The 20,436-nt window shown below is 46.7% G+C and carries 19 protein-coding genes and 1 riboswitch; of the genes, 8 read left to right on the forward strand and 11 right to left on the reverse strand.

Annotated elements, in window-relative coordinates; translation table 11 throughout:
* Window position 1: 1 nt before the first annotated feature.
* From PUW25_RS01720 to PUW25_RS01760, 9 genes are all read right to left on the reverse strand, one after another.
* On the reverse strand, window positions 2–883 hold the full coding sequence (locus PUW25_RS01720) for a carbohydrate ABC transporter permease (RefSeq protein WP_274337937.1): 882 nt from the start codon (window positions 881–883) through the stop codon (window positions 2–4).
* 93 nt (window positions 884–976) lie between these two features.
* Entirely contained in the window at window positions 977–2,263 is a 1,287-nt protein-coding gene (locus tag PUW25_RS01725; RefSeq protein WP_047911375.1) for an ABC transporter substrate-binding protein, read from the reverse strand.
* 155 nt (window positions 2,264–2,418) lie between these two features.
* A complete protein-coding gene (locus PUW25_RS01730) occupies window positions 2,419–3,210 on the reverse strand; it encodes a response regulator (protein ID WP_274337938.1) in 792 nt (263 codons plus the stop codon).
* The gene (locus PUW25_RS01735; protein WP_274338258.1) at window positions 3,185–4,954 is read right to left on the reverse strand and encodes a sensor histidine kinase; all 1,770 of its coding nucleotides are present in this window, start codon (window positions 4,952–4,954) and stop codon (window positions 3,185–3,187) included. The genes PUW25_RS01730 and PUW25_RS01735 overlap by 26 nt, the downstream gene beginning before the upstream one ends.
* Window positions 4,955–5,290: 336 nt before the next feature.
* Entirely contained in the window at window positions 5,291–6,097 is an 807-nt protein-coding gene (locus PUW25_RS01740; protein ID WP_274337939.1) for a TatD family hydrolase, read from the reverse strand.
* A gap of 23 nt (window positions 6,098–6,120) precedes the next feature.
* Window positions 6,121–6,942 (reverse strand): ABC transporter ATP-binding protein, encoded by an 822-nt coding sequence (locus PUW25_RS01745; protein WP_238546334.1) that lies wholly within the window; start codon window positions 6,940–6,942, stop codon window positions 6,121–6,123.
* Window positions 6,943–6,992: 50 nt separating this feature from the next.
* On the reverse strand, window positions 6,993–7,766 hold the full coding sequence (locus PUW25_RS01750; RefSeq protein WP_076314863.1) for an ABC transporter permease: 774 nt from the start codon (window positions 7,764–7,766) through the stop codon (window positions 6,993–6,995).
* On the reverse strand, window positions 7,763–8,056 hold the full coding sequence (locus PUW25_RS01755; RefSeq protein WP_047911380.1) for a thiamine-binding protein: 294 nt from the start codon (window positions 8,054–8,056) through the stop codon (window positions 7,763–7,765). Before PUW25_RS01755 ends, PUW25_RS01750 begins: the two co-directional genes overlap by 4 nt.
* Window positions 8,057–8,083: 27 nt before the next feature.
* Window positions 8,084–9,091, reverse strand: coding sequence for an ABC transporter substrate-binding protein (locus PUW25_RS01760; protein ID WP_274338259.1), 1,008 nt, complete (start codon window positions 9,089–9,091; stop codon window positions 8,084–8,086).
* A 228-nt stretch (window positions 9,092–9,319) separates the two neighbouring features.
* Window positions 9,320–9,439, reverse strand: a riboswitch (TPP riboswitch).
* A 378-nt stretch (window positions 9,440–9,817) separates the two neighbouring features.
* Between PUW25_RS01760 and serS the strand changes: the two genes are divergently transcribed.
* From serS to PUW25_RS01790, 6 genes are all read left to right on the forward strand, one after another.
* Complete coding sequence (serS, locus tag PUW25_RS01765; RefSeq protein WP_274337940.1) at window positions 9,818–11,113, forward strand: serine--tRNA ligase; 1,296 nt, start codon at window positions 9,818–9,820, stop codon at window positions 11,111–11,113.
* A gap of 163 nt (window positions 11,114–11,276) precedes the next feature.
* A complete protein-coding gene (locus PUW25_RS01770; RefSeq protein ID WP_047911382.1) occupies window positions 11,277–11,693 on the forward strand; it encodes a pyridoxamine 5'-phosphate oxidase family protein in 417 nt (138 codons plus the stop codon).
* 419 nt (window positions 11,694–12,112) lie between these two features.
* On the forward strand, window positions 12,113–14,365 hold the full coding sequence (locus PUW25_RS01775) for a bifunctional 2',3'-cyclic-nucleotide 2'-phosphodiesterase/3'-nucleotidase (RefSeq protein ID WP_420799965.1): 2,253 nt from the start codon (window positions 12,113–12,115) through the stop codon (window positions 14,363–14,365).
* A gap of 300 nt (window positions 14,366–14,665) precedes the next feature.
* On the forward strand, window positions 14,666–15,478 hold the full coding sequence (locus PUW25_RS01780) for a hypothetical protein (protein WP_047911383.1): 813 nt from the start codon (window positions 14,666–14,668) through the stop codon (window positions 15,476–15,478).
* A gap of 91 nt (window positions 15,479–15,569) precedes the next feature.
* Window positions 15,570–16,172, forward strand: a complete 603-nt coding sequence (locus PUW25_RS01785) for a hypothetical protein (protein WP_205054453.1) — start codon at window positions 15,570–15,572, stop codon at window positions 16,170–16,172.
* Window positions 16,173–16,482: 310 nt separating this feature from the next.
* The gene (locus PUW25_RS01790; protein ID WP_193746018.1) at window positions 16,483–16,659 is read left to right on the forward strand and encodes a hypothetical protein; all 177 of its coding nucleotides are present in this window, start codon (window positions 16,483–16,485) and stop codon (window positions 16,657–16,659) included.
* A gap of 465 nt (window positions 16,660–17,124) precedes the next feature.
* Here the strand turns inward: PUW25_RS01790 and PUW25_RS01795 are convergent, their stop codons facing one another.
* Entirely contained in the window at window positions 17,125–18,210 is a 1,086-nt protein-coding gene (locus tag PUW25_RS01795; protein WP_337999895.1) for a hypothetical protein, read from the reverse strand.
* Between the two features lie 326 nt (window positions 18,211–18,536).
* On the opposite strand from PUW25_RS01795, the gene PUW25_RS01800 reads away from it, so the two are divergent.
* Window positions 18,537–18,875 carry an RNA polymerase sigma factor gene (locus tag PUW25_RS01800; protein ID WP_081872357.1) on the forward strand — a complete coding sequence of 113 codons (339 nt, stop codon included), beginning with the start codon at window positions 18,537–18,539 and terminating at the stop codon, window positions 18,873–18,875.
* On the forward strand, window positions 18,827–19,093 hold the full coding sequence (locus PUW25_RS01805; protein WP_047911386.1) for a hypothetical protein: 267 nt from the start codon (window positions 18,827–18,829) through the stop codon (window positions 19,091–19,093). Before PUW25_RS01800 ends, PUW25_RS01805 begins: the two co-directional genes overlap by 49 nt.
* A gap of 235 nt (window positions 19,094–19,328) precedes the next feature.
* Here the strand turns inward: PUW25_RS01805 and PUW25_RS01810 are convergent, their stop codons facing one another.
* Window positions 19,329–20,366 (reverse strand): LacI family DNA-binding transcriptional regulator, encoded by a 1,038-nt coding sequence (locus tag PUW25_RS01810; RefSeq protein ID WP_047911388.1) that lies wholly within the window; start codon window positions 20,364–20,366, stop codon window positions 19,329–19,331.
* Window positions 20,367–20,436: the final 70 nt, after the last annotated feature.

Genomic DNA, 20,436 nt, shown 5'->3' on the forward strand with positions numbered 1-20,436 from the left:
CTTATGAGTATTGAATCGTATCTTTCGTCGCTGTCAGCTTACGAATGATCCAGGTCACGACAAGACAGATAATGAGCAGGAAGAAGCCGATGGCACTGCCGTAGCCGAAGTCGTAGGATTTGAACGCCTCACTGTACATATAGGAGGCCATAACTTCACTAGAGCCATTGGGTCCGCCGCCTGTCATGACGTAGATCAAGTCGAAATATTTAAGGGAACCGACAAGAGAAAGCACGATGGTAACCTTGATCACTTCCATAATGAGCGGAAGCTTGATTCTCAGCGCAATCTGAATTCCGGTAGCACCGTCAATCTTGGCAACTTCTTCAAGTGAAGTAGGGATATTCTTCAGTGCAGAGTAGTAGATCAAAATATAGAAACCTGCATACTGCCACAGAATCGGAATGAAGAGCGCAATCAGCACTAGTGAAGGCTCCGCCAGCCATGCAGGAGGGTTATCAATGCCTATAGAGGTTAAGAAGCTGTTAATGACACCGTTTGTTGGATGGTACATCCGAAGCCATAGCTGTGCGATTGCAACAGAGGACAGGAGCATCGGCACAAGATAAATTTTGCGGAAGAGATTGGCTCCTTTGATGCGTCCTGCAACGACCATCGCTACAGCCAAGTAGATAAGAAGACTCAGGCCGGAGAAGATCGCAAGCAGCAGGGAGTGCCAGGCACTGTCCCAAAACGTTTTATCCTGAAGCAGATTAGCATAATTATCGAACCCAATAAATTTCATGGCACCAATGCCGTTCCATTCATGCAGACCATAATAGCCCGTCAAGATGATTGGAATATATACAAGTGTCAAGATCAGCAGCAGGGCTGGAAGCACGTACAGTGCAATGATTTTCTTGTTAGACATCACTTTGTCCATAGGAATCAAACTCCTTTCCGTTATATAACGAGCTGACCCGGTACAGGACCGGGCCAGTTCACCTGTTATGTGATTATTCTAAGCTGTGTTTGGTTAGTTTCCGGAAATGGCTTTGTCATGCTCTTCCGCGAATACTTCAGGAGTCACGGCCTTGCCGAACAATGCCTGGATTTGATTCAGATGCGTCTCTGCGGCAGATGCCTGCATCTGCACATCGGCATACAAGGTGATGCTGGTTGCTTTGTTCATTTCATTGAACAGGTCGATATACAGCTGAGGAAGCTCTAGTGATGCTGTGTCTACCTTGGTTGCAGGAATAACACCTGCTCCAGTTACGGATTGCTCGCCCCATTGGGATACAAAGTATTCAACGAACATCTTCGCTTCATCCTTGACTTCGGAATTCTCCGATACGAAGAGTCCAACCCCAGGGCCGCCAACCCAGCTGTCTACATTTCCTTTACCGCCTTCGGCTTCAGGAAACTTGAAGAATCCAACGCTGTCGCGGAATTCCTGTGGAATTTCTTCATTCGTCGTAAAGTTAGGAAGCTCCCATGTGCTCATGATGTACATGGCTGCATTGCCGTTCAGGAACTCCGATTTGGCTTCTTCATTGGACAGCCCGTTAAAGCCTTTGATAAATGCATTGCTGTCTACAAGGGACTGTACTTCTGCCGCTGCTTTTGTCAGGCCTTCATCTGTGAAGGAGCCTTCTCCATTAATGGCGCTGGCGAGTGCTTCTTGTCCGCCGAAGCGTTCAGCAAGGAACATATAAATTAGTGACCCAGTCCAGCGGTCCTTATTCCCCAGCGCAATCGGAGCTACTCCGTTTTCGGTAAGAGTCGAAATGACTGCCTTTAGTTCTTCATAGGTTTGCGGAGTCTCGAGTCCATACTGTTCAAAGATCGCTTTGTTATAGAACACAGGTGTAATATTAAACTCGAGTGGAAGTCCGTACGTCTTGCCGTCAATGTTGAAGGCTTCGGTCGTTCCTTCTACGAATTTGCCGTTCAGCTCACCGCCGAGCAGATCATCAATAGGGGTAAACAATCCGCCTTCAACGTAAGGTGTCATGAAGCCTGCTGCCCACGTAATACCGACATCGGGTAATTCATTGGAAGCAGAGAGGACCTTAAGCTTATTCTTGTATTGCTCGTTATCGAGAACCTCTGTCTTGATGGTGACATCCGGGTTCTCTGTCTGGTAATCTTCTATGATTTGATTTACGATCTTGTTCTGTCCGGCGGACACGCCCTCCGGCCACAAGTGCATGAAATTAATCGTTGTTTTATTGCCGCCATCGGATCCTTCTGCACTACCGCCGGATTCACTGTTTCCACAGCCTGCAAGTGCAATAGCACAGCAGAGAGTCACAGCCATGAATGACCACTTCTTTTTTGTCTTAAACACGTTTACATCCCCTTTGCTTTATGATCTAAGTCGGTTATTGAAACCGCTTTATTTGTCTCTATGTTGAATTGTAGCAAAGCTTTTGTAAGCGCATAACGTAACAGGTTTTAGGTTAAATACCACTTTTATTGGATCTTTTCCTCTGAGCCCTCCAGCATGTGCTGTCTGTATCTCCCTGGGCTTACATTTTCGGCGGTTCGAAACACTTTCACAAAATATTTAGGAGTCTGGTATCCGACCATCTCTGATATTTCATTGATAGAGTGCCTGGTATTTAGCAGCAGCTCCTTGGCCCGCTGAAGCCTCTTGCGTGTCAGATAATCACTGAATGTAAGCCCGGTCTGTTCCTTGAATAAGGCGCTCAGGTAGCTTGTGTTCATGTGGAGCACCTCAGATAGATCTCGCAAGGAGACAGGCTCATGCAAATGCTGCTCCAGATAATCGATCGCTTCCTGGACAGGGAGGCTGTACTTGCGCTCTTCCTGCGTGGTAGCCATCAGTTTCGGATCGACGAGCTTCTTCATCTTCTTAACCTGGTTCTGATCCTCATAACGCTGAAGAGCAAGCTCTGCAGCAGAAACCAGCTTTTTCTTGTCGATCGGCTTGAGCAAATATTCCACCACACCATATTTCAGCGCTCGCTGTGCATAGTCAAATTCAGCATGACCTGAGATGATAATGACAACGGGTGGAACGGGGGAGTCGTGAATCTGCTCAATCAGATCGAGTCCGCTGATCTCAGGCATACGAATATCCGTAATAACGAGATGCGCGTTATTGATCCTTAGTCGCTCGAGGGCTTCCACCGCACTGGCTGAAGTCTCGATCTCATGCTGTCCGGAAGACCAGGATTCCAGTGTTTTGCGAATCCCTTCTCTCGTTCTGGGCTCATCATCCACGATAAGTATCTTTTTCATGATAAAAAGTACCTCCTGGTTCATTGGGTATCGTCATCTTAACAACGGTGCCTTTGCCTAAATCGCTGGCTATGTGGAGTCCGCTTCCTTCCCGGTTGTAGCTGAGCTTTAATCTCCTGTAGATGTTGGCAATACCGATGCCCGTTCCCTTAGAGGAAGCAGAATGGCCCTCCTCCATAGCTGTGTACAGAGAACGAAGCTTCGCCTCACTCATGCCGGGGCCGCTGTCCTTGATCATGACATCGATATAACCCGCACGGTCGGAGGGTGCAACGAGAACTTCAATACTTCCGGCACCGACCTGCTGTTCAAGTCCGTGAAGAATGGCATTCTCCACGAGCGGCTGGATCAGCAGCTTGGGGATCGGCACAGATCTCATGGACTCGGCACAAGTGATCCTCCAGGAGAGTCTGTCTCCCATGCGGATATCCATAATCGTTAGATAACGTTCTACATGGCTGAGCTCATCATCAATCGTTACCCACTCGTCATCATCGCCCCGGCTGATGACATACCGGAACAGACCGGACATCGCAATGACGACCTCACCAAGCTCTTCCTCCCCTTTTTCATCGAGAGCCCAGTAAAGTGCCTCCAGTGTATTAAACAGGAAGTGTGGATTAATTTGGGATTGAAGTGCTTTGAGCTCCGTGCGGCTCTGCAGAATCTCCTTCTGATATACGACCTCAACAAGCTCATTCATCCGATCCGCCATCTGATTGTATGTGTTACTCAGCTCTTGGATTTCCAGCGTAGCGGAAGTGACCTTACTAGGTTTGAGCGTGCCGAATTTAGAGGTCCTCATCACTTTAATCATATTCAGAATGGGCTGTGTAATCATCGTCGACAGGAAGAAGGAGAGGATGACGAACAGCAATGCCCCGCCAATAACAGAAATAATCATCACGGTGAGTAATAGACTGATTCCCTCTGCCTGGTAATTGGCAGGAGACAAGATGACGAGATTCCAGCCAGTTTTCTCGGATCGTCGTTCCACCGTGATGTACGGCTCACCATCCAGCTCTACAGAGGACTGAAGCTCCCGCAGATGGATATCCGAACTTACACCTGGCATGGCTGCAAGGGAGATCGGCTTCCCTTCATGATCAAACAAATTCAAGAATTCGAGCTTCCCGGAGTCATTATCTGCAAGCTGGAAGAAGCTCTTATCAATACGAACAACGACATATCCTGCCGCCTGATAGGACTGATTAATAATTCGTATATTACGAATGGCAACGACACTTGCCGAATCCCTGGGATCAATACCAAACCATACAAGGCGTCCTTCAGCTGCATCTGCCCTCGTGATCCAGCCTGCAGGCACACGATCATCAAGCGCAGCATCATCAAGAGGAAGCATTCTGCGATAATCGGCAGTATATATTTCAATAGAACGAATCGATGTGGCGTACGCCTCAAGCTTGCGAACCTCCTCCTGCAGCTGCTGCCGCTGTGAGAAGCTGATGTGCTGCCCTGCGGCCTCGAGTGCCAGATCATGCTGGACCGTGGCATCGGTTGCCACCTGGGATGTCCAGTTCTCGATCTGATTCAGAAGGACATCCAGCTTGCCGGATGCCTGGACGGCAGTTTGCTGAATATGGCTCTCCGCGTTACTCCGCAGCAGGACAGATATTTGGTTGTATACGATAAGTGCGATGGAGCCTAGGACGAGCAGCATAACGATCAAAGAGCCGATAAAGATTTGGTTGCGAAGTGTATTAAAGTAACGGGAGCCAAACATATAATCCACGTTTCCTTTCATTTTTATGAAAGTGCTTACATTTTTGAAGGCGGCAAATGGAATAAGATCAGACTGAAGTGAGCGCATGAAATGTTACGGTTTACTTCTTCAGCTAATTCTTGTACCCGTATGCTGGTTGCTCTCAAATTTTAATTCTTTCCTGCGTTTACGACAATAGTTCAAATAATGGCTGCATGAAAAGGGGAACTACGAGAACGAAATGGACAAAGAAATGTACGGGATCACCGCTCATGAAGCTGAAAAAGCCCCTGAATTATCAGGGGGCATGAATGGCGAAGCTGATATGTAAGATGCATGGCTTGTCCATACCTGGTGTTAAATCCCGTAGAAGCGTTTGGTATTGTTATAGAATAACTCAAATGCTGCTTCCAGCTTGATTCCTGTAACATCACACCAGGCGCGGATCACGTCCTTTACCATTCGCGGATGCGTCTTCTGCGCGGCAAAAGGGCCTTCAAAAGGCCAAGGGCCATCCGTCTCTGCCATAATCTGATCGTGGGGATAGATGCTGGCAAGATCCTGAATTTCTTTTTCATATACGATGTCGGGTGTAAAAGAGATGAAATATCCGTTCTTTGCCATGCGCATGACTGTGTGCTCTGCACCCTTGAACCAGTGGAAATGCGCTTTGGCATAGCGATGAGACTCCAAGAGCTCGACAGCAATGTCTGCGTCCTCATAAACGGCATGCAGAATGATGGGCTTATCGTGCTTCTTGGCGAACCCGATGAACTTGTCCAGCATATGGATGTAGGGCTGCATCTTCAGAGACTTACCATCGGCTTCGGCTTCCAATCTCGTGTAGTAGGGCAGGCCGACTTCACCTACGGCGATCATGTGGTTCAGATGCTCTTCCATCCACTCAAATAATGCTGTTAGCTCCGACTCAGAAGGGACGGGCTGCTCCGGATGATATCCATACGCAGGATAGATCACTGAAGGAGAGGAGGCCGCTAATTTCTCTGTTCTCTGGCAGGAGACAAGATGGGTGGATACAGCAATTACAGCCTCCACTTGATGCTGTGCGAACGACAGACGCAAGGGCTGCTTCTCGTCTTCATACTGATCCAGGTGAATATGCGAGTCAATGACAGGCGCTAAATCCTCTTCAGACTGCTGCATTACGCTTATCACCTCCTAGTGATTTACTTCGTGTTCGGCGGATAAGAGCCGGCATTCACCGGCTGTTTACGTCTTTCCTCCCGCATCCATTCGGATATTTCACGCTTCAAGCGGAGAAATTGAGGGTCCTCTGTCAGCACTTCCTGTCTTGGTCGGACAAATGGGACCTTCACCTCATGGAGTACGGTGGCCGGGCGATTCGAAAATACATAGATCCGATCTGACAGCAGAAGCGCTTCTTCAATATTATGCGTAATGAATAGCACCGAACGCTTCGATTGCTCCCATATCCCGAGCAGCCACTCCTGCATCTCGCTTCTCGTCAGTGCATCGAGCGCACTGAACGGCTCATCGAGCAGCATAAGCTCCTGTGGACTTAAGAGTGCGCGCAAAAAGGCAGCCCGCTGCTGCATTCCGCCTGACAGCTTGTGTGGATACATATCTTCAAAGCCGCTCAGACCAGCCTTAGCCATCCATTGCTGCGTGGATCGTGCATCATCTGCTCCTTGCCTGCTGCGGAACTTAGCAGGAGCAACCTCGCTGCCGAGCTTGATGTTATCCGCGATTGTCCGCCATGGGAGCAGGGCTGGCTGCTGTGGCATATAGCTGATATTGCCACGAGTTCCTGTTACCACTTCTCCGTCCAAGCGGATTGTTCCTGCATCAGGCTGAATAAGTCCGCCAATGATTTGAAATAAAGAGCTCTTTCCGCTGCCCGAGGGTCCGATAATCGAGACGAATTCACCCTGGCCAACCGTAAGTGATATGTGATCAAGGACATGAAGCTGCTGCTTTTTCTGACGAAATGATAAGCGGATGTCTGACACTTCTAATAAAGGATGCATTAGGATATCCTCCTTTCGTAATTGGATAAGATTCATCGACTCAAACCGTCTTATGAACCCGATTTTCTATGATCATCTGTCTTATAGCGGACGAGCGCTCTCTCCAGCATAGCGATGATGGCGAAGAGGAGCAGGCTCAAGAGAACGATGATAGCCATGGCGACGAATACCCGATCTGTCCGATAGGCCGATTTTTGCAGCATCATATAATAGCCGATGCCCTTGTCTGTCCCGATCCATTCGGCAATGACTGCGCCCATGACGCTGTAGGTTGCTGCGATCTTGAGACCTGAGAAGATGGATGGGAGCGCGTGTGGCACCTCCAGCTTGCGGAAGATTTGCCCCTTGCTGGCCCCGGCCATTCTCATGTAGCTCAGCATCGCGCGGTCCGTTTGCATCAGTCCGTCCATAGCAGATACTGCGATCGGAAAGAAGCAGACCAGTGTAATAACGATGATCTTGGGCAGCAGACCGAATCCGAACCAGATCATCAGAAGCGGTGCGAGTGCAATCGTAGGTATATTCTGGCTAAGAATGAGCAATGGATACAGGGCCGTTTTCATAAATGGAACTAGATGCAGCACCATGGCTGTCAGAAGACCGATCGCAGCGCCGATGCCGAAGCCGAGCAGAGTAAGCTGTACAGTCGCCCAAGTATGTTCAGTAAGACTTGCAGCTTGTGCAGCTGCTTCACGGGTAATATCAACAGGACTTGGCAGAATCCACTTCTCAATGTGAAAAAGCGGCACGGCTATTTGCCATACCGCCAAAAAGAGGATGACCGCCGCAACAGGCGGCAGCACACTTCTTACAACACGCTTCATGATGGATACTTCTCCGTTAGTCCTTCCATGCTGATTCCGCTTGGGTAATGGGCAATCTTGATTTGTGAAATAATGCTCGGGCTGCCAGCCTCGATGAGTACCTCATGAACTCTCTGCACAATTTGGAGCAGCTCAGGAAGCTCGCCCTCCAGCGTCGTTTCAAGGGGATGGACCTGATATTTCACCCCGGATTGCTGTATCACTTCAATGGCACGGTCTACATAAGGGATCGAATCTTCTCCATTAGGTGTCTTCGGAATGACTTGAATACTTAGCAATGTTTGAGCCATATGGGTCACCAACGCTTTCTTTAGTAATTATTGTTGTGGCAGAAATTCATTCGTAAAAGCTTTCTCGACATCCAGCGGCTGGTCCAGCAGCTCGTGCTGAGCCATCCAGTCGGAATAGTTCTGCCATACCTCTGCCTTTTGCTCGCCCCAGCGAGCGGCGTCATCCTGATATTTCGGACTGAGCCATTTCTGACTCTCAAGCACGAGCTCCTTGTCGAGGTCAGGCACGGCCTCGCTGAGTATCGCTGCGGCTTCCTCTGGATGATTAATTGTATATTCATAGCCTTTGGTCGTTGCGCGCATGAAGGCTTTGACCAGCTCCGGATCCTCGTCAATGGTCGCCTCATTCGTAATAAGTACAGGTGTATAGTAATCCAGCTTCTCGGAATAGTCCTTAACGTAGAACATATCGATCGGTTCCCCGCGAAGCTCGGCTTCAATACCCGTCCAGGCGTAGAAGATCCAGGCAAAATCGATGTCTCGCTTCGTTGCGGTGAAGAAATCGGCATCCCCCATGTTTACATTGTGTACTTTGCTTACATCCGCACCTTCAAGACCCATAATTGTATCCAGAACCGCTGAGTCAATCGGGTTGCCCCATCCTCCATAGGTTTTACCCTCGAAGTCCTTCGGAGATTCAATATTGCGGTCCGCAGGAGCTGCAAAGCCGGAAGTGTTATGCTGAATGACGGCAGCAATGGATACGATCGGCACGCCTTGTGTCCGTGCTTGGGTGACCCCTTCCTGATAGCTTACGCCAAAAGGTACCTCTCCAGAAGCGACCATCGTATCTGCACCGGCTTGACCGGGCTGAATAATCTCGACATTCAGACCTTCTTCCTTGTAGAAGCCTTGACTTACTGCAGCATATAAGCCGGTGTGATTCGTATTTGGCGTCCAGTCGAGGACGACCTTGATGTCGCGGAGGCTATCGCTCGCTGCCGGCTCCTCCGCGCCTGCACCAGATTCCTCATTCGATGTGCCGCTATTGCCGCAGGCAGTCATGATCATCATGAGTACCGCCAGAAACAGCATTCCTAACTTTTTGTACACGTTTCTCTCTCCTTTTCAATTACCCCTATTCTTGACGAAATTTCCATAATAACTCCTATAAGTTCAATTGAGGCTACCTTGATAGCCATACTGATAAGGGAGATCGGATAGAGTGCAATGGCATTCTTGCGACCATAATAAAAAAAGCGTCCCGGATAAGGGACGCATGCTGACGTAAGGGCTAAGGGCTGTCAGTAAAATAGAACAGCACACTCGAATTCTCTCCATTCCTACGCTGGCATTACCCAGATCAGGTTTAAAGGGTACGTATCTAACACGCTTTCACGGATACTATCTCAGCCGGCTAACCCAGCACCCCTTGAGGTTGAATATGAAGTTTAGGACATTTCAGAAGCTAATTATAGCCCTCCTTGGCTGGAAAGTACAGCATAATCAAGAATAAAATCATTGTCATATGGAAATGTCTAAATTATAATACCGTTAATTGAAAACGTGAAAAAATGCCTGTGAAGAGCATCCAACTCGGAGGTATTCTCGCCAAGGGAAGGCGCTAGTCTTCCCCTAAGTTAATCGGCACCGCCCGTTATCGCGGAACCAAAGTGATTGAAGTGGAACCTAATGCTGACCGCATGAAGTCTGCTTCAATAAATTGGGTGGCACCGCGAGCATAGAGCGCTCCTCGTCCCAACGGATGAGGGCGCTCTATGTTTTTTTTCGCTTGACCAATTTAACTTAGGGGTGACGACAATGCTGGACATGAAATGGTTAAGAGAGCATGCTGCACAGGTTCAGGAAGCAGCGGATTGGAAGAAGATAGACGTATCTATAGACGAGCTGCTAACGTGTGATGATGTACGTCGTGAGCTGATGACGGAAGTGGAGAAGCTCAGGCAACAGAGAAATATGGATTCGGAGAGAATAGGGCAGTTGATGAGAGAGGGGAATCGGGAGGAGGCAGCGACTGCTCGTGAAGAAGTGCGGCAGTTGAACGGGCAGATTGAAGAAGCAGAAGCAAGGCTAGCCGAGGTGACGGACCGTTATACTGCGCTGCGGCTGCTCGTTCCGAATATCGTATCTCCTGACACGCCCAGAGGACAGAGCGATAAGGATAATGTCATTATAAAACAGGTCGGAGAGGTCAGTGATCCTCTATTCCCGATCAAGGACCATATGGAACTTGGAGAGCTCCATGAGCTCATTGATGCTCCGCGTGGAGTCAAGGTTGGCGGCTCGCGCAGCTACTATTTGAAGGGAGACGGCGTTCTGCTGCATCGCGCCGTTCAGCAGCTTGCGCTGGATATCGTGATGAAGCACGGCTTCGTGCCGATGGAGGTGCCAATCATGGTCCGGGAGGAGGCGCTGGAGAACACGGGATTTTTTCCAACCGGTCGTGAACAGACTTATGAGCTTGCAGGAGAGGACAAATTCCTGATCGGTACTTCAGAGGTTCCGCTCATCTCGTATTATGCCGGGGAAGTCATTGAAGTGGCAGCACCCGTTCGGCTTGCGGCCGTATCGACAAGCTTTCGGAGTGAAGTGGGCTCAGCAGGACGTGATGTACGCGGGCTCTATCGGGTGCATCAGTTTGCCAAAGTAGAGATGGTCGTACTGACAGAGGCTGATCCGGAGGTGTCGGAGCAGGCGCTCCAGGAAATTACAGGCTACGCAGAAGAGCTGCTGCAGGCGCTGGAGCTTCCATACCAGGTCGTGGCAGTATGCACAGGCGATATGTCACAAAAGACATATAAACAGTACGATATTGAAACCTGGATGCCTAGCCGGGGCAGCTATGGGGAGACGCATTCCTCATCGAACCTGCATGATTTTCAGGCACGCCGCTCTAATATCCGCTATCGGGATAACGAAGGTCATTTGAGGTATTGCCATACATTGAACAACACGGCCGTGGCCTCGCCAAGAATCCTGATTCCACTTCTCGAGAATCACCAGCAGGAGGATGGCAGCATTTATATACCGAAGGCGCTCCGCCCTTACATGGGAAATCGAGAGAGACTGGTTCCCGTCCGGCAGGATGAGAGTTAAAGGATGTATTTGTTTATTCGGCTAAGGACCAGCTTCCTGGTAAATGAGTAAACGGTGTAAGTAGAGGTTTAGAGGTTTATTTTAGGTAACGACGGGTTCAACTTTCAGGAGCAGGGTACACTAATAATAGAGGGTGTATTTTTGAAAGGAGACCTGAAGTGCGATGAATAAAACAGATCTGGAACAACATATTATACAAGCTATTGAGGACAATCCGTATTGCTCGCTTGCAACAGTGGAAGGCGGTAAGCCGAAGGCAAGATATATGGCTGTCTATAATGACGGTCTGAGCATTTATATGGCGACCAACCGTTGTACCCACAAAGTAGAGGAGCTGGAGGATAATCCGAATGTCAGCCTGCTGCTCGGCTACGAATCAGGCGGAACGAAGGACCTGCTCGAGATCGAAGGTACTGCAGAAGTGAGCCGTAATGGTGAACTCCGTAAGCAGCTGTGGAATAACAATATGGAAAAATGGTTTACAGGACCTGATGATCCCAATTACGTTATCTTGGACATTACGCCTAAACGGATTGAGTATACAGGCAAGGGTCAGGATATGCAGGTATGGGAAGCGTAATTTGATGGTTTGCAGGATCAGCGGATCATCAAGCGGTGGACATTCATACGACAATGAGAGAAGAGCAAGAGAGGCTTACGGAAGCTTCTTTTGCTCTTCTTTTTTGTATGAATGTAGTTAAGCCCTGATCAGTATAAGGACATATAACGTGGATACTCGACATACTTATGTCAAAATATATAACGTGTTCGTTGTAGAATAAAGTCATTTTTGTATGTGTTAAATAAAAATAAGTCAGAACGTTGTGCAGTGAACAAAAACTTCTCTCTTTAACACTTCTAAATATTGGTATAAAATATCAGTTAGCAGTATATTTCTTCCAAGGGAGGTCTTGGTGTCAGGCTTGATGACAGCATAGATTCTACATAAAGTGAGTCAGTGGCAAGAGAATGAAGGACCTAATACAGGAGGGGTACATTTTGAAGAAGAGGAATACATTATTGGCAGGGATGGCCACGGCAGCCCTGTTGTTTCAGCTCTTTGCCATTCCAGGACAACCGGTGTCCGCAGAGGAAGCAGCCAAGGTTAAGCTTCGTATTCTCGAAACGACAGATATTCATGCCAACCTGGTAGACTATGACTATTATACGGATAAAGCGATTGAGACCTATGGTCTGGCTAGAACAGCAACACTGATCAAGCAAGCACGCAGTGAAGCGAAGAACAGTATGCTATTTGACAACGGGGATCTTATTCAAGGCACGCCTCTGGGTGATTACGTAGCCAAGGTTAAGCCGCTGAAGGGGGATGAGGTCCATCCGGTATATAAAGCGATGAATCTGCTTGACTATGATGCGGCCACACCTGGGAATCATGAGTTCAATTATGGACTGGAATTTTTCGATCAGGTCATGAAAGGGGCAGAGTTCCCTTATGTGAATGCTAATATTTATAAGGACGACGGCGATAAGGATGAGAGCAATGATGTGAACCATTATAAGCCGTACGAAATTATCGAGAAGAAGGTAACGGATGAGTCCGGTAAGGAGCACACGCTCAAGGTTGGGGTCATCGGTCTCGTTACTCCTCAAATTATGCAATGGGACAGTGCATACCTTACAGGTAAAGTGATCACCAAGGACATTGTCAAAACGGCAGAGAAATTCGTACCTGAGATCGAAGCTGCAGGGGCAGATCTCATCGTCGCTCTGGCACACTCGGGTTATGACGAGAATCCACCTGCAGAGATGGCAGAGAACGCGGTACTTCCGCTTAGTGAAGTGGAAGGCATTGACGCAATTCTGTTCGGACATGCCCATAAGATTTTCCCAAGTGCTGCTTTTGAAGGAATGAAGGGCATTGATCTGGAGAAAGGAACCATCAACGGAGTTGCTGCTGTTGAGCCGGGGGCATGGGGAGATAATCTTGGTGTCATTGATCTGGAGCTTGCGCAGGTGGATGGAGAATGGGAGGTAGTCAATTCGGCAGCCGTATCCCGTCCAATCTACGATTCAGCCAATGCTAAATCGCTTGCGGCACTGGATAAAGAAATAGCGGCTGCGGTACAAGCGGAGCACGAAGCAACCGTGGAGTACGTGCGAGGTCCTGTAGGGGAAACCACCGCGCCGATCACGAGTTATTTTGCGCTGGTACAGGATGATCCATCCATTCAGATCGTAACGAATGCACAGAAATGGTATGTAGAGAACAAGCTGAAGGGCACAGAGTATGAAGGAATTCCGGTTCTGTCCGCGGGGGCTCCATTTAAGGCGGGCGGACGCATGGGTCCGGACTATTATACAGATATCCCGTCAGGTACAATTGCAATTAAGAACGTGGCGGATTTATATGTATACCCTAATACTGTGCATGCGGTTGAGCTGACAGGAGCAGAAGTGAAGGAATGGCTGGAATGGTCTGCAGGACAGTTCAATACCATTGATCCATCTAAGAGTGGAGAGCAGGAGCTCGTGAATGTCGACTTCCCGACATACAACTATGATGTCATTGATGGTGTAACCTACGAGATTGATGTGACAGAGCCAGCGAAATATGACAGCAAAGGCAACATCGTGAGTGCATCTTCCAACCGGATCAAGAACCTGAAATATGAAGGCAAAGCGATCGATCCGGAGCAAAAATTTATTGTAGCGACGAATAACTATCGTGCAGGCTCCAGCAAGCTAGCGAATCCGGACGGCAAGCGTATCATCATGGCTGCTCCAGACGAGAGCCGTCAAGTCATTATTGACTATATTGCACAGAACAAGACGATTAACCCGTCCGCTGATGGAAACTGGTCCTTTACCAAAGTATCCGGCTCTCCAGAGATTATCTTCAATACCTCTCCTGCAGCCAGCAGCATTGTTACTGCCGATGCAGAGCTTAACGGAGCGATGACTTATCTTGGTGAGAATAAGGATGGCTTCGGTAAATATTCCTTAGATTTATCCAGCGGCACAGACACGACTGCCCCAGAAGCTGAGGAACCGGAAGCAGAAGAGACGACGCCAGCGGAACCAAAACCGACAACTCCAACACCGAAGCCGGAGCCTGAGCCTGTGAAACCGGAAGCGGGCAAGGAACAGGTGTATGTCATCAAAAAAGGGGACAACCTGTACCGAATTGGTCTGAAATACGGGGTTGATTGGAATGCAATCGCCAAGGCAAATAAAATAAACAATGTACATCAGCTGCAAATAGGTCAAAAAATTATTATTCCTGCATCGTAAGATACAGGAACGAAACTGAAAACCGTACCCGCAAGAGGCCAGGTGCTGGCCAGCGGGTACGGTTTTTTGTGCGGAAGGATTATTACGAGGCAGAGCAGTGCTTGAACGTAGATGTTGATTGTTATTTGTTGTAACATAAATCACTGATGCTTTAAGGTAAAATGAAAAAAAGATAAAATAAATTAAAACATTTTCCAGTTTTGACTGTTATTAAATATGTAGATACATAAATTATCTATAATTTAAGTTAAGGAGGGTAGCAATTTATAAACCCAACCAATAATAAGGAGAGGATTCTCAATGTTCAAGAAAAAGATCTTAGCTTTGACAGCAGCAGTTCTCTTAACCTTATCAATGTCAGTAGCCAACGCAGAGACTTTGTCTGATAGCAAAAATACTTCTAACCCTGATAGAGTCAAGAATATTTTGAAGCAAGCTGCTGAGCTTGATCAATCTGGTGCTTCGCTGGAAGAGGTTATTTCTTTTAAAGAGAGTCAAGGGTTACAAGTGCTGGATGTAAGTGAGGTTTATGTTGATCTTTATGGCAATGAAATTAACCCAAATGGTATTGGTACACTAGCCCTCGATGCTGCTTATAGAAAAATAACAAACACAATGGACTATGATCCACAGACTGGAGAATACAATATTTATGGTAAGATTGAACATATTGCGGATTTAGGTCAAGGATGGATGCATGAACCACATCCTGCAAGTTATGATGTTGTATCTGCCGACTGGAATTCAGACCTTCTACAATATAGATCCTGGGGTCTTCTTTCTGGATCTTCCTCGAACTTTTGGCTGAATGATGCAACCCAAAGGGAAAAGGGCAGCCTTTTATTTAATCTTAAAGATAATTTTCCAGGAGGTACTTCCATACACTTCTATGTGGAGCTAAGAAAAGCGGGTTCTAAAACGGGAACTACCTCAACGCAGATAAGATATACTCATACGTATGACAAAACAGCTAAAACAACCACGTATTCAGGGAATGCATCCTATCAATGGGGTAATCCAGGACCTTCATTTGGTGTAACTTATACAGTTCTAACAACTCAGGTAGAAGCCAACTGGAGTAGATCAGGAACAACCAGTTTCTCTGTAAGATAAAATACTTCTGTAAGAGACGAGAAGGGAATGAAATCTGAAATCTCTTCTCTTCTCATTTCTTTTAAATTATATATTTATTAAGGAGGATCATATGAAATTTTATAAATCACATCATTTTATACTTTCAATTATGATTATCTTCCCACTTGTTCTGATTGGGTGTTCTGAGAAAAACTCTTCTGAAGAATTAACTTTGCATGTTGGAAATAAGTATAACCTCTCGTCAAATTATGCTGATAATATAGAAAATAACTTCAATTTTTTCTCTTTGATTATCAACATTGATAATGTAAATGAAGCCTTCTATTATTCTGAAGGATTCATAACAACAAATGATGATGATTATAATGTTATGTTGGAAGAAGCCCTTAGAAATTTGTACAACGATCAAGAGGCATATCTGGATAAGATTTTTTTAATTAATAAAGAAATAAGAGAAAGCATACTCTATCTAAACGATTACTTAGAACGTGCTGCTGAAACACAATCATTAGAAGTAAAATGGGATCTTCTACGAGATAAACTAAAAGATCTTAACACTCTACTTATATCTAATGATAGCTCACACTTTTCTTTGTATAACTTGATAAGTTATCCGGAAGATTGGATCAATAAAGAAGATATTTATCAGGTAAAACTTAATGAAATTAATAGTATTGTTTATGCAATAAAAGAGCTGAGTATTGCTGAATAAACATAAGCAATTATATTAGGAGTGGATGAAGTCTAAACAAAGAATCCTCCATCATTACTTATCCTTTACAGTACCAAGTAACACTATATCTCTTTTAGTTGTTAACGTAGTGCTGCTCTAGATTGAGTTCAATATCTTTTATGGTTTTGCTCCGCTGCCCCCCAGTTACAGCTTCCCCAGCCTGTCAGTATATATTTGATTCGGAATATACGCTTTAGCAATCTCTTTTATTTATCCCCTTTCTACTAATTATCTACTTCTTCTGTATCACATAGTTTTGATTGGTGCAGGAGGGAATGGTGGATATACGGTGCAACGTCTAACTAAGATGATGAGTAGTGCATTTAATAATGTTCCATCCTTTCTTATGATTGCTGATCCGGATACTGTAGAGGAAAAGAACATTCTGCCGCAGCCTTTTATCCCGTCGATATTGGGCTCAAGAAATCCGAGATTAGCTAAGCGATATGGCGGTATATACGGTTAAAGATCGGTTCTTTCTCAGATTCTTATATTGAGTCGGTAGAACAAATAGAAAAACTTTTTTTTCTGACGGATTACCGGCATAAGCCTGAACAATACATTCAAAAGATACTTATAGGTGCTGCAGATAATGATTTTTCAAGATACATCATGAATGATTACTTCGATTGGACGGATGATATCATTTATGATGCCGGCATCGAGGGGGATGTTAAGTGAGCAGCAACAAGATTAGTGGTCTACCGAGGAACTAAAGGACCACATAGATAGTGGCTATTCCGGTCAGATTGTTGTAGGACTAAAAAAAGACGGTAAGGAGATCTTACCGCCTCTAAATGGGGTTTACATTATAGATGCGGAAGATGCTATCCCTCCGTCTCACAACTGTGGGTTAGAGCCTTATCAACCACAACGGATGATCGCCAATGACCTGGGTGTGGTGTGTCGATCACTACGGTCGGACATTGACCTAGACAATGGTGGTTACGTAGATGCCGAGCGGCGTACTTGCACTGCCTGCCGTCATGTATTTGAAGCTGTAGGAGCTCTCACCCGGCGGAACCGTAATGTCCGCGATCGGGCTGAGCTGGGTGTTGTTACGCAGAAGCGGAATTCCATAGGTCTTGCCATCAATCAGGGCAGCTCCGGCAAAGGCCCCGCCTCGAGGATTGACACGTATGCGCACGGACGCTTCACTGTCCGTCTCATTCAGAATCGGAATGGTCACCTGATAGACTGCACCGAATTGCCCGCGGTTCGTCAGGGAGTTCGGCAGCGTACTGTTCTCAGCGGTAAACAGCAGATCAGCCGGCGCTTCTCCCGTGAGCTTGGTTCCTGCACAGGTGCGGTAGTTCGCACTTTGACCTACCCGATATACAGGGGTAACGGCATCTGTTTCAGAGAAGGTCCAGCTGCCACGTGGATGTGCTTGAGGCGCGGGGCGGGGCGGTACAGGCTCTGTCGTAATTTCGCGCAGATCCTTGTCCAGCAGTTTTGAGGCGACAGTACGAATCTCATAATCCTGACTGCCCTTTCCATCGGCATGCTCCACTGTAAACTCATAGATAAATCCTGCGAGTACATCCTCCTCAATAATAAATTCCTCGATCAGCGCCACGCCGGTACCGAATTTGTAATGATCGACAGGCTTAATCCGGTCAAGTGTTCCGCCGAGGCAGGACTTGGCGATGCACTGCCCGACATCTATAATCCAGCTGACTGTAGACGGTCCGAGGATCAGATCTCTTTCAATATGACGTACTTCAATCCGATCCTTGTCTTTATTCTCAATCGTCACACCCAGCTTAACAGGAGCACCAGTGCGGTTGTAATGCCATCCAAAAATACGATGCTTTACAGAGCGTTTTGATGTTTTGACTACGTCATGCCAGAGTGTTCCGTACTCCACCGGGAAGCTCTCGGCAGTCAGAGTCTCCGGGTTATCGCTCACCATCAAGCGTCTTTCGTCTCCTCTTGAAGCAGAGGCAATATCGATATTGATGTTCCCCGGGACCGTTAAAGTTTCTACAGGCAGATTGGTTTGTTTGCAGCTCATTATGTTCATCCTCCTACAATGTTTTTTTGTTGTTCTTGAAACAATTTCATAGTACCTTTTGCAATGAGCTATGAATTTGTTTCACTTATAAAGGAGTTTTAACCGTTCTTTTTACAACCTATTACACAAAAAAAGTTTTAAAACATTTTTCTACATCGAGAATGCCGTGAAAATTCAATAAAGAACAGCCGAGCAGCAGTACATTCTAGCGGTAGGAGATTAGAACTCTATTTTTGGGACTTGGAAGAAAGAGGGGGATCGATTATAATGTGCTTAAAAATAGGAACAAATGTTCTTATTTTATTAAATCGAAAGGTGGTATGAATATGGTTCAGACCGTTCAGTATTATCAACAGGAGCTTAAACGTATCGCTTGGCGTCTTGGTTATCGGGCCCGTTCGGAGCGCCGCAGGGAGATGCCCATCTTGCTCGAGCAAGTACATTTGTCTGCAAACTCAACTGAGCAGGAAGTCGACTCGAAGCTGTACGTTGAATATCTGCTGGGGCTGATTCCCTCCGAGACAGGCAAGCGAGTGGTTCGGCTGTTCTATATAGAAGGACATAGTGAAGCAGAAATATCCAGACGAATGAATATAAGCCAGCAGGCGGTGAACAAATGGAAAAGAAAATCGATCCAGAGCATATCCCAGAGAATGAGTTCTTAAAACTGGTGGCAGGTGTGAAGCACGGAGATGAAGACAGTATGACCCGCATTATCGAGATGTTCGAAGAAGATATGCGGATTCTAAGCCGGTATATTCCGATGCCCAAGGAGGATGCGCTGCAAAGTATGAAGCTAGAATTGATTGAGCTGATCAAGAACAGCACCTTGTATGATGAAGAGGAGAGTAATGAGAAGAAGGGATCGGAAGAGAAGGAGTAGAGGAGGAAGTGTAGTCATTATGGTGGTTTATAGTGTTTATACTGTGCACGAATTACCCGCTGCCCGGGAGGACTGCGGGTACACTATTTTTTGCGCTATTATAAGTGAAATAGTGCAAATAAAATCACCAGCTCACAAGCTGATTTTTAATATCGATAATGAGTTGTTAACTGTAATGCAAACGTTTGAACTGATGTCTGCACGATGTGTGCAGGTGTTTACGTTTCGCAAATGACTATGTGGTTCTCATCACATTATACATGGAAGACTGTCTAACCATTAATCGATGCGGAATGATGTGGCGCTTGCAGAACAGTGACTTGTCATCTCCTTGGATCGCTTGGATGAGTGCCTGTGAGGCCACATATCCAAGATGGTATATCCCAATGTCTACACTGCTTAGTGGAGGACTGTACAGCTCCGAGACTGCGTTATTGTTAAAGCTGACAATACATAAGTCTTCAGGAACCTTATAGCCCAATTCATTTAACCCGCGAAGAACACCGAAGCTCACCACATCATCAATGACGACAAGTGCAGTTGGGCGTTCGGGAAGCGTCATGAAAAATGACATGGCACGGTACCCGCTTTCCTGCAGGAAATCATCTTCGACAATCCATTCTGATTTGGTAGAAAGTCCCGCTTCATGCATGGCTTTCTTATAGCCCTTCATCCGGTCTTTGGATACAATGAGGTTCTTTGGACCGCTGACAAAGCCTATTCGTTCATGGCCGAAGGATATGAGATGACGGGTTGCATCATAGGCGGCCTGTACATTGTCCGTATCGACTGATAATACATCCTGATACTGTTCATTACGTCCCACAAGTACAAATGGGAAGTCCAGATTATGCAAATATTCTACAACAGGATCATTTTGCCTGGAGTGAAGCAGTACCGCACCGTCAATTCGTCCGCCATGAACCAGTCTTCCAACGGCTTCGACTTCCTCCTGCTCATTAGCCCCCGAGCTGATCACAATATCGTAGCCTGATTTGTTGGCCTGAGATACAATTCCACGAATAAGCTCCATAAAGAAGGTGTTAAGGAACAGCTCTTCTGCCGGTTTGGGCAAAATGACACCAATACTTTTAGTCGTTTTGGATACGAGGCTCTTTGCCATCATGTTCGGATGATAACCCAGCTCCGTCATGATCGTTCGAACCTTACTGGCTGTCTTCTGACTGATTCTTGGATGCCCGGACAAGACACGGGATACCGTGGATGGTGATACCCCTGCCATTTTTGCCACGTCTTTGATCGTTACCGCCATTTGTTTCACCTCCTCCGTGGAACCGTTTGCGTTTTACCGATTATGTTAATCCATGAATTGCATATTTGTA

Source organism: Paenibacillus urinalis, assembly GCF_028747985.1.
Lineage (GTDB): Bacteria > Bacillota > Bacilli > Paenibacillales > Paenibacillaceae > Paenibacillus > Paenibacillus urinalis.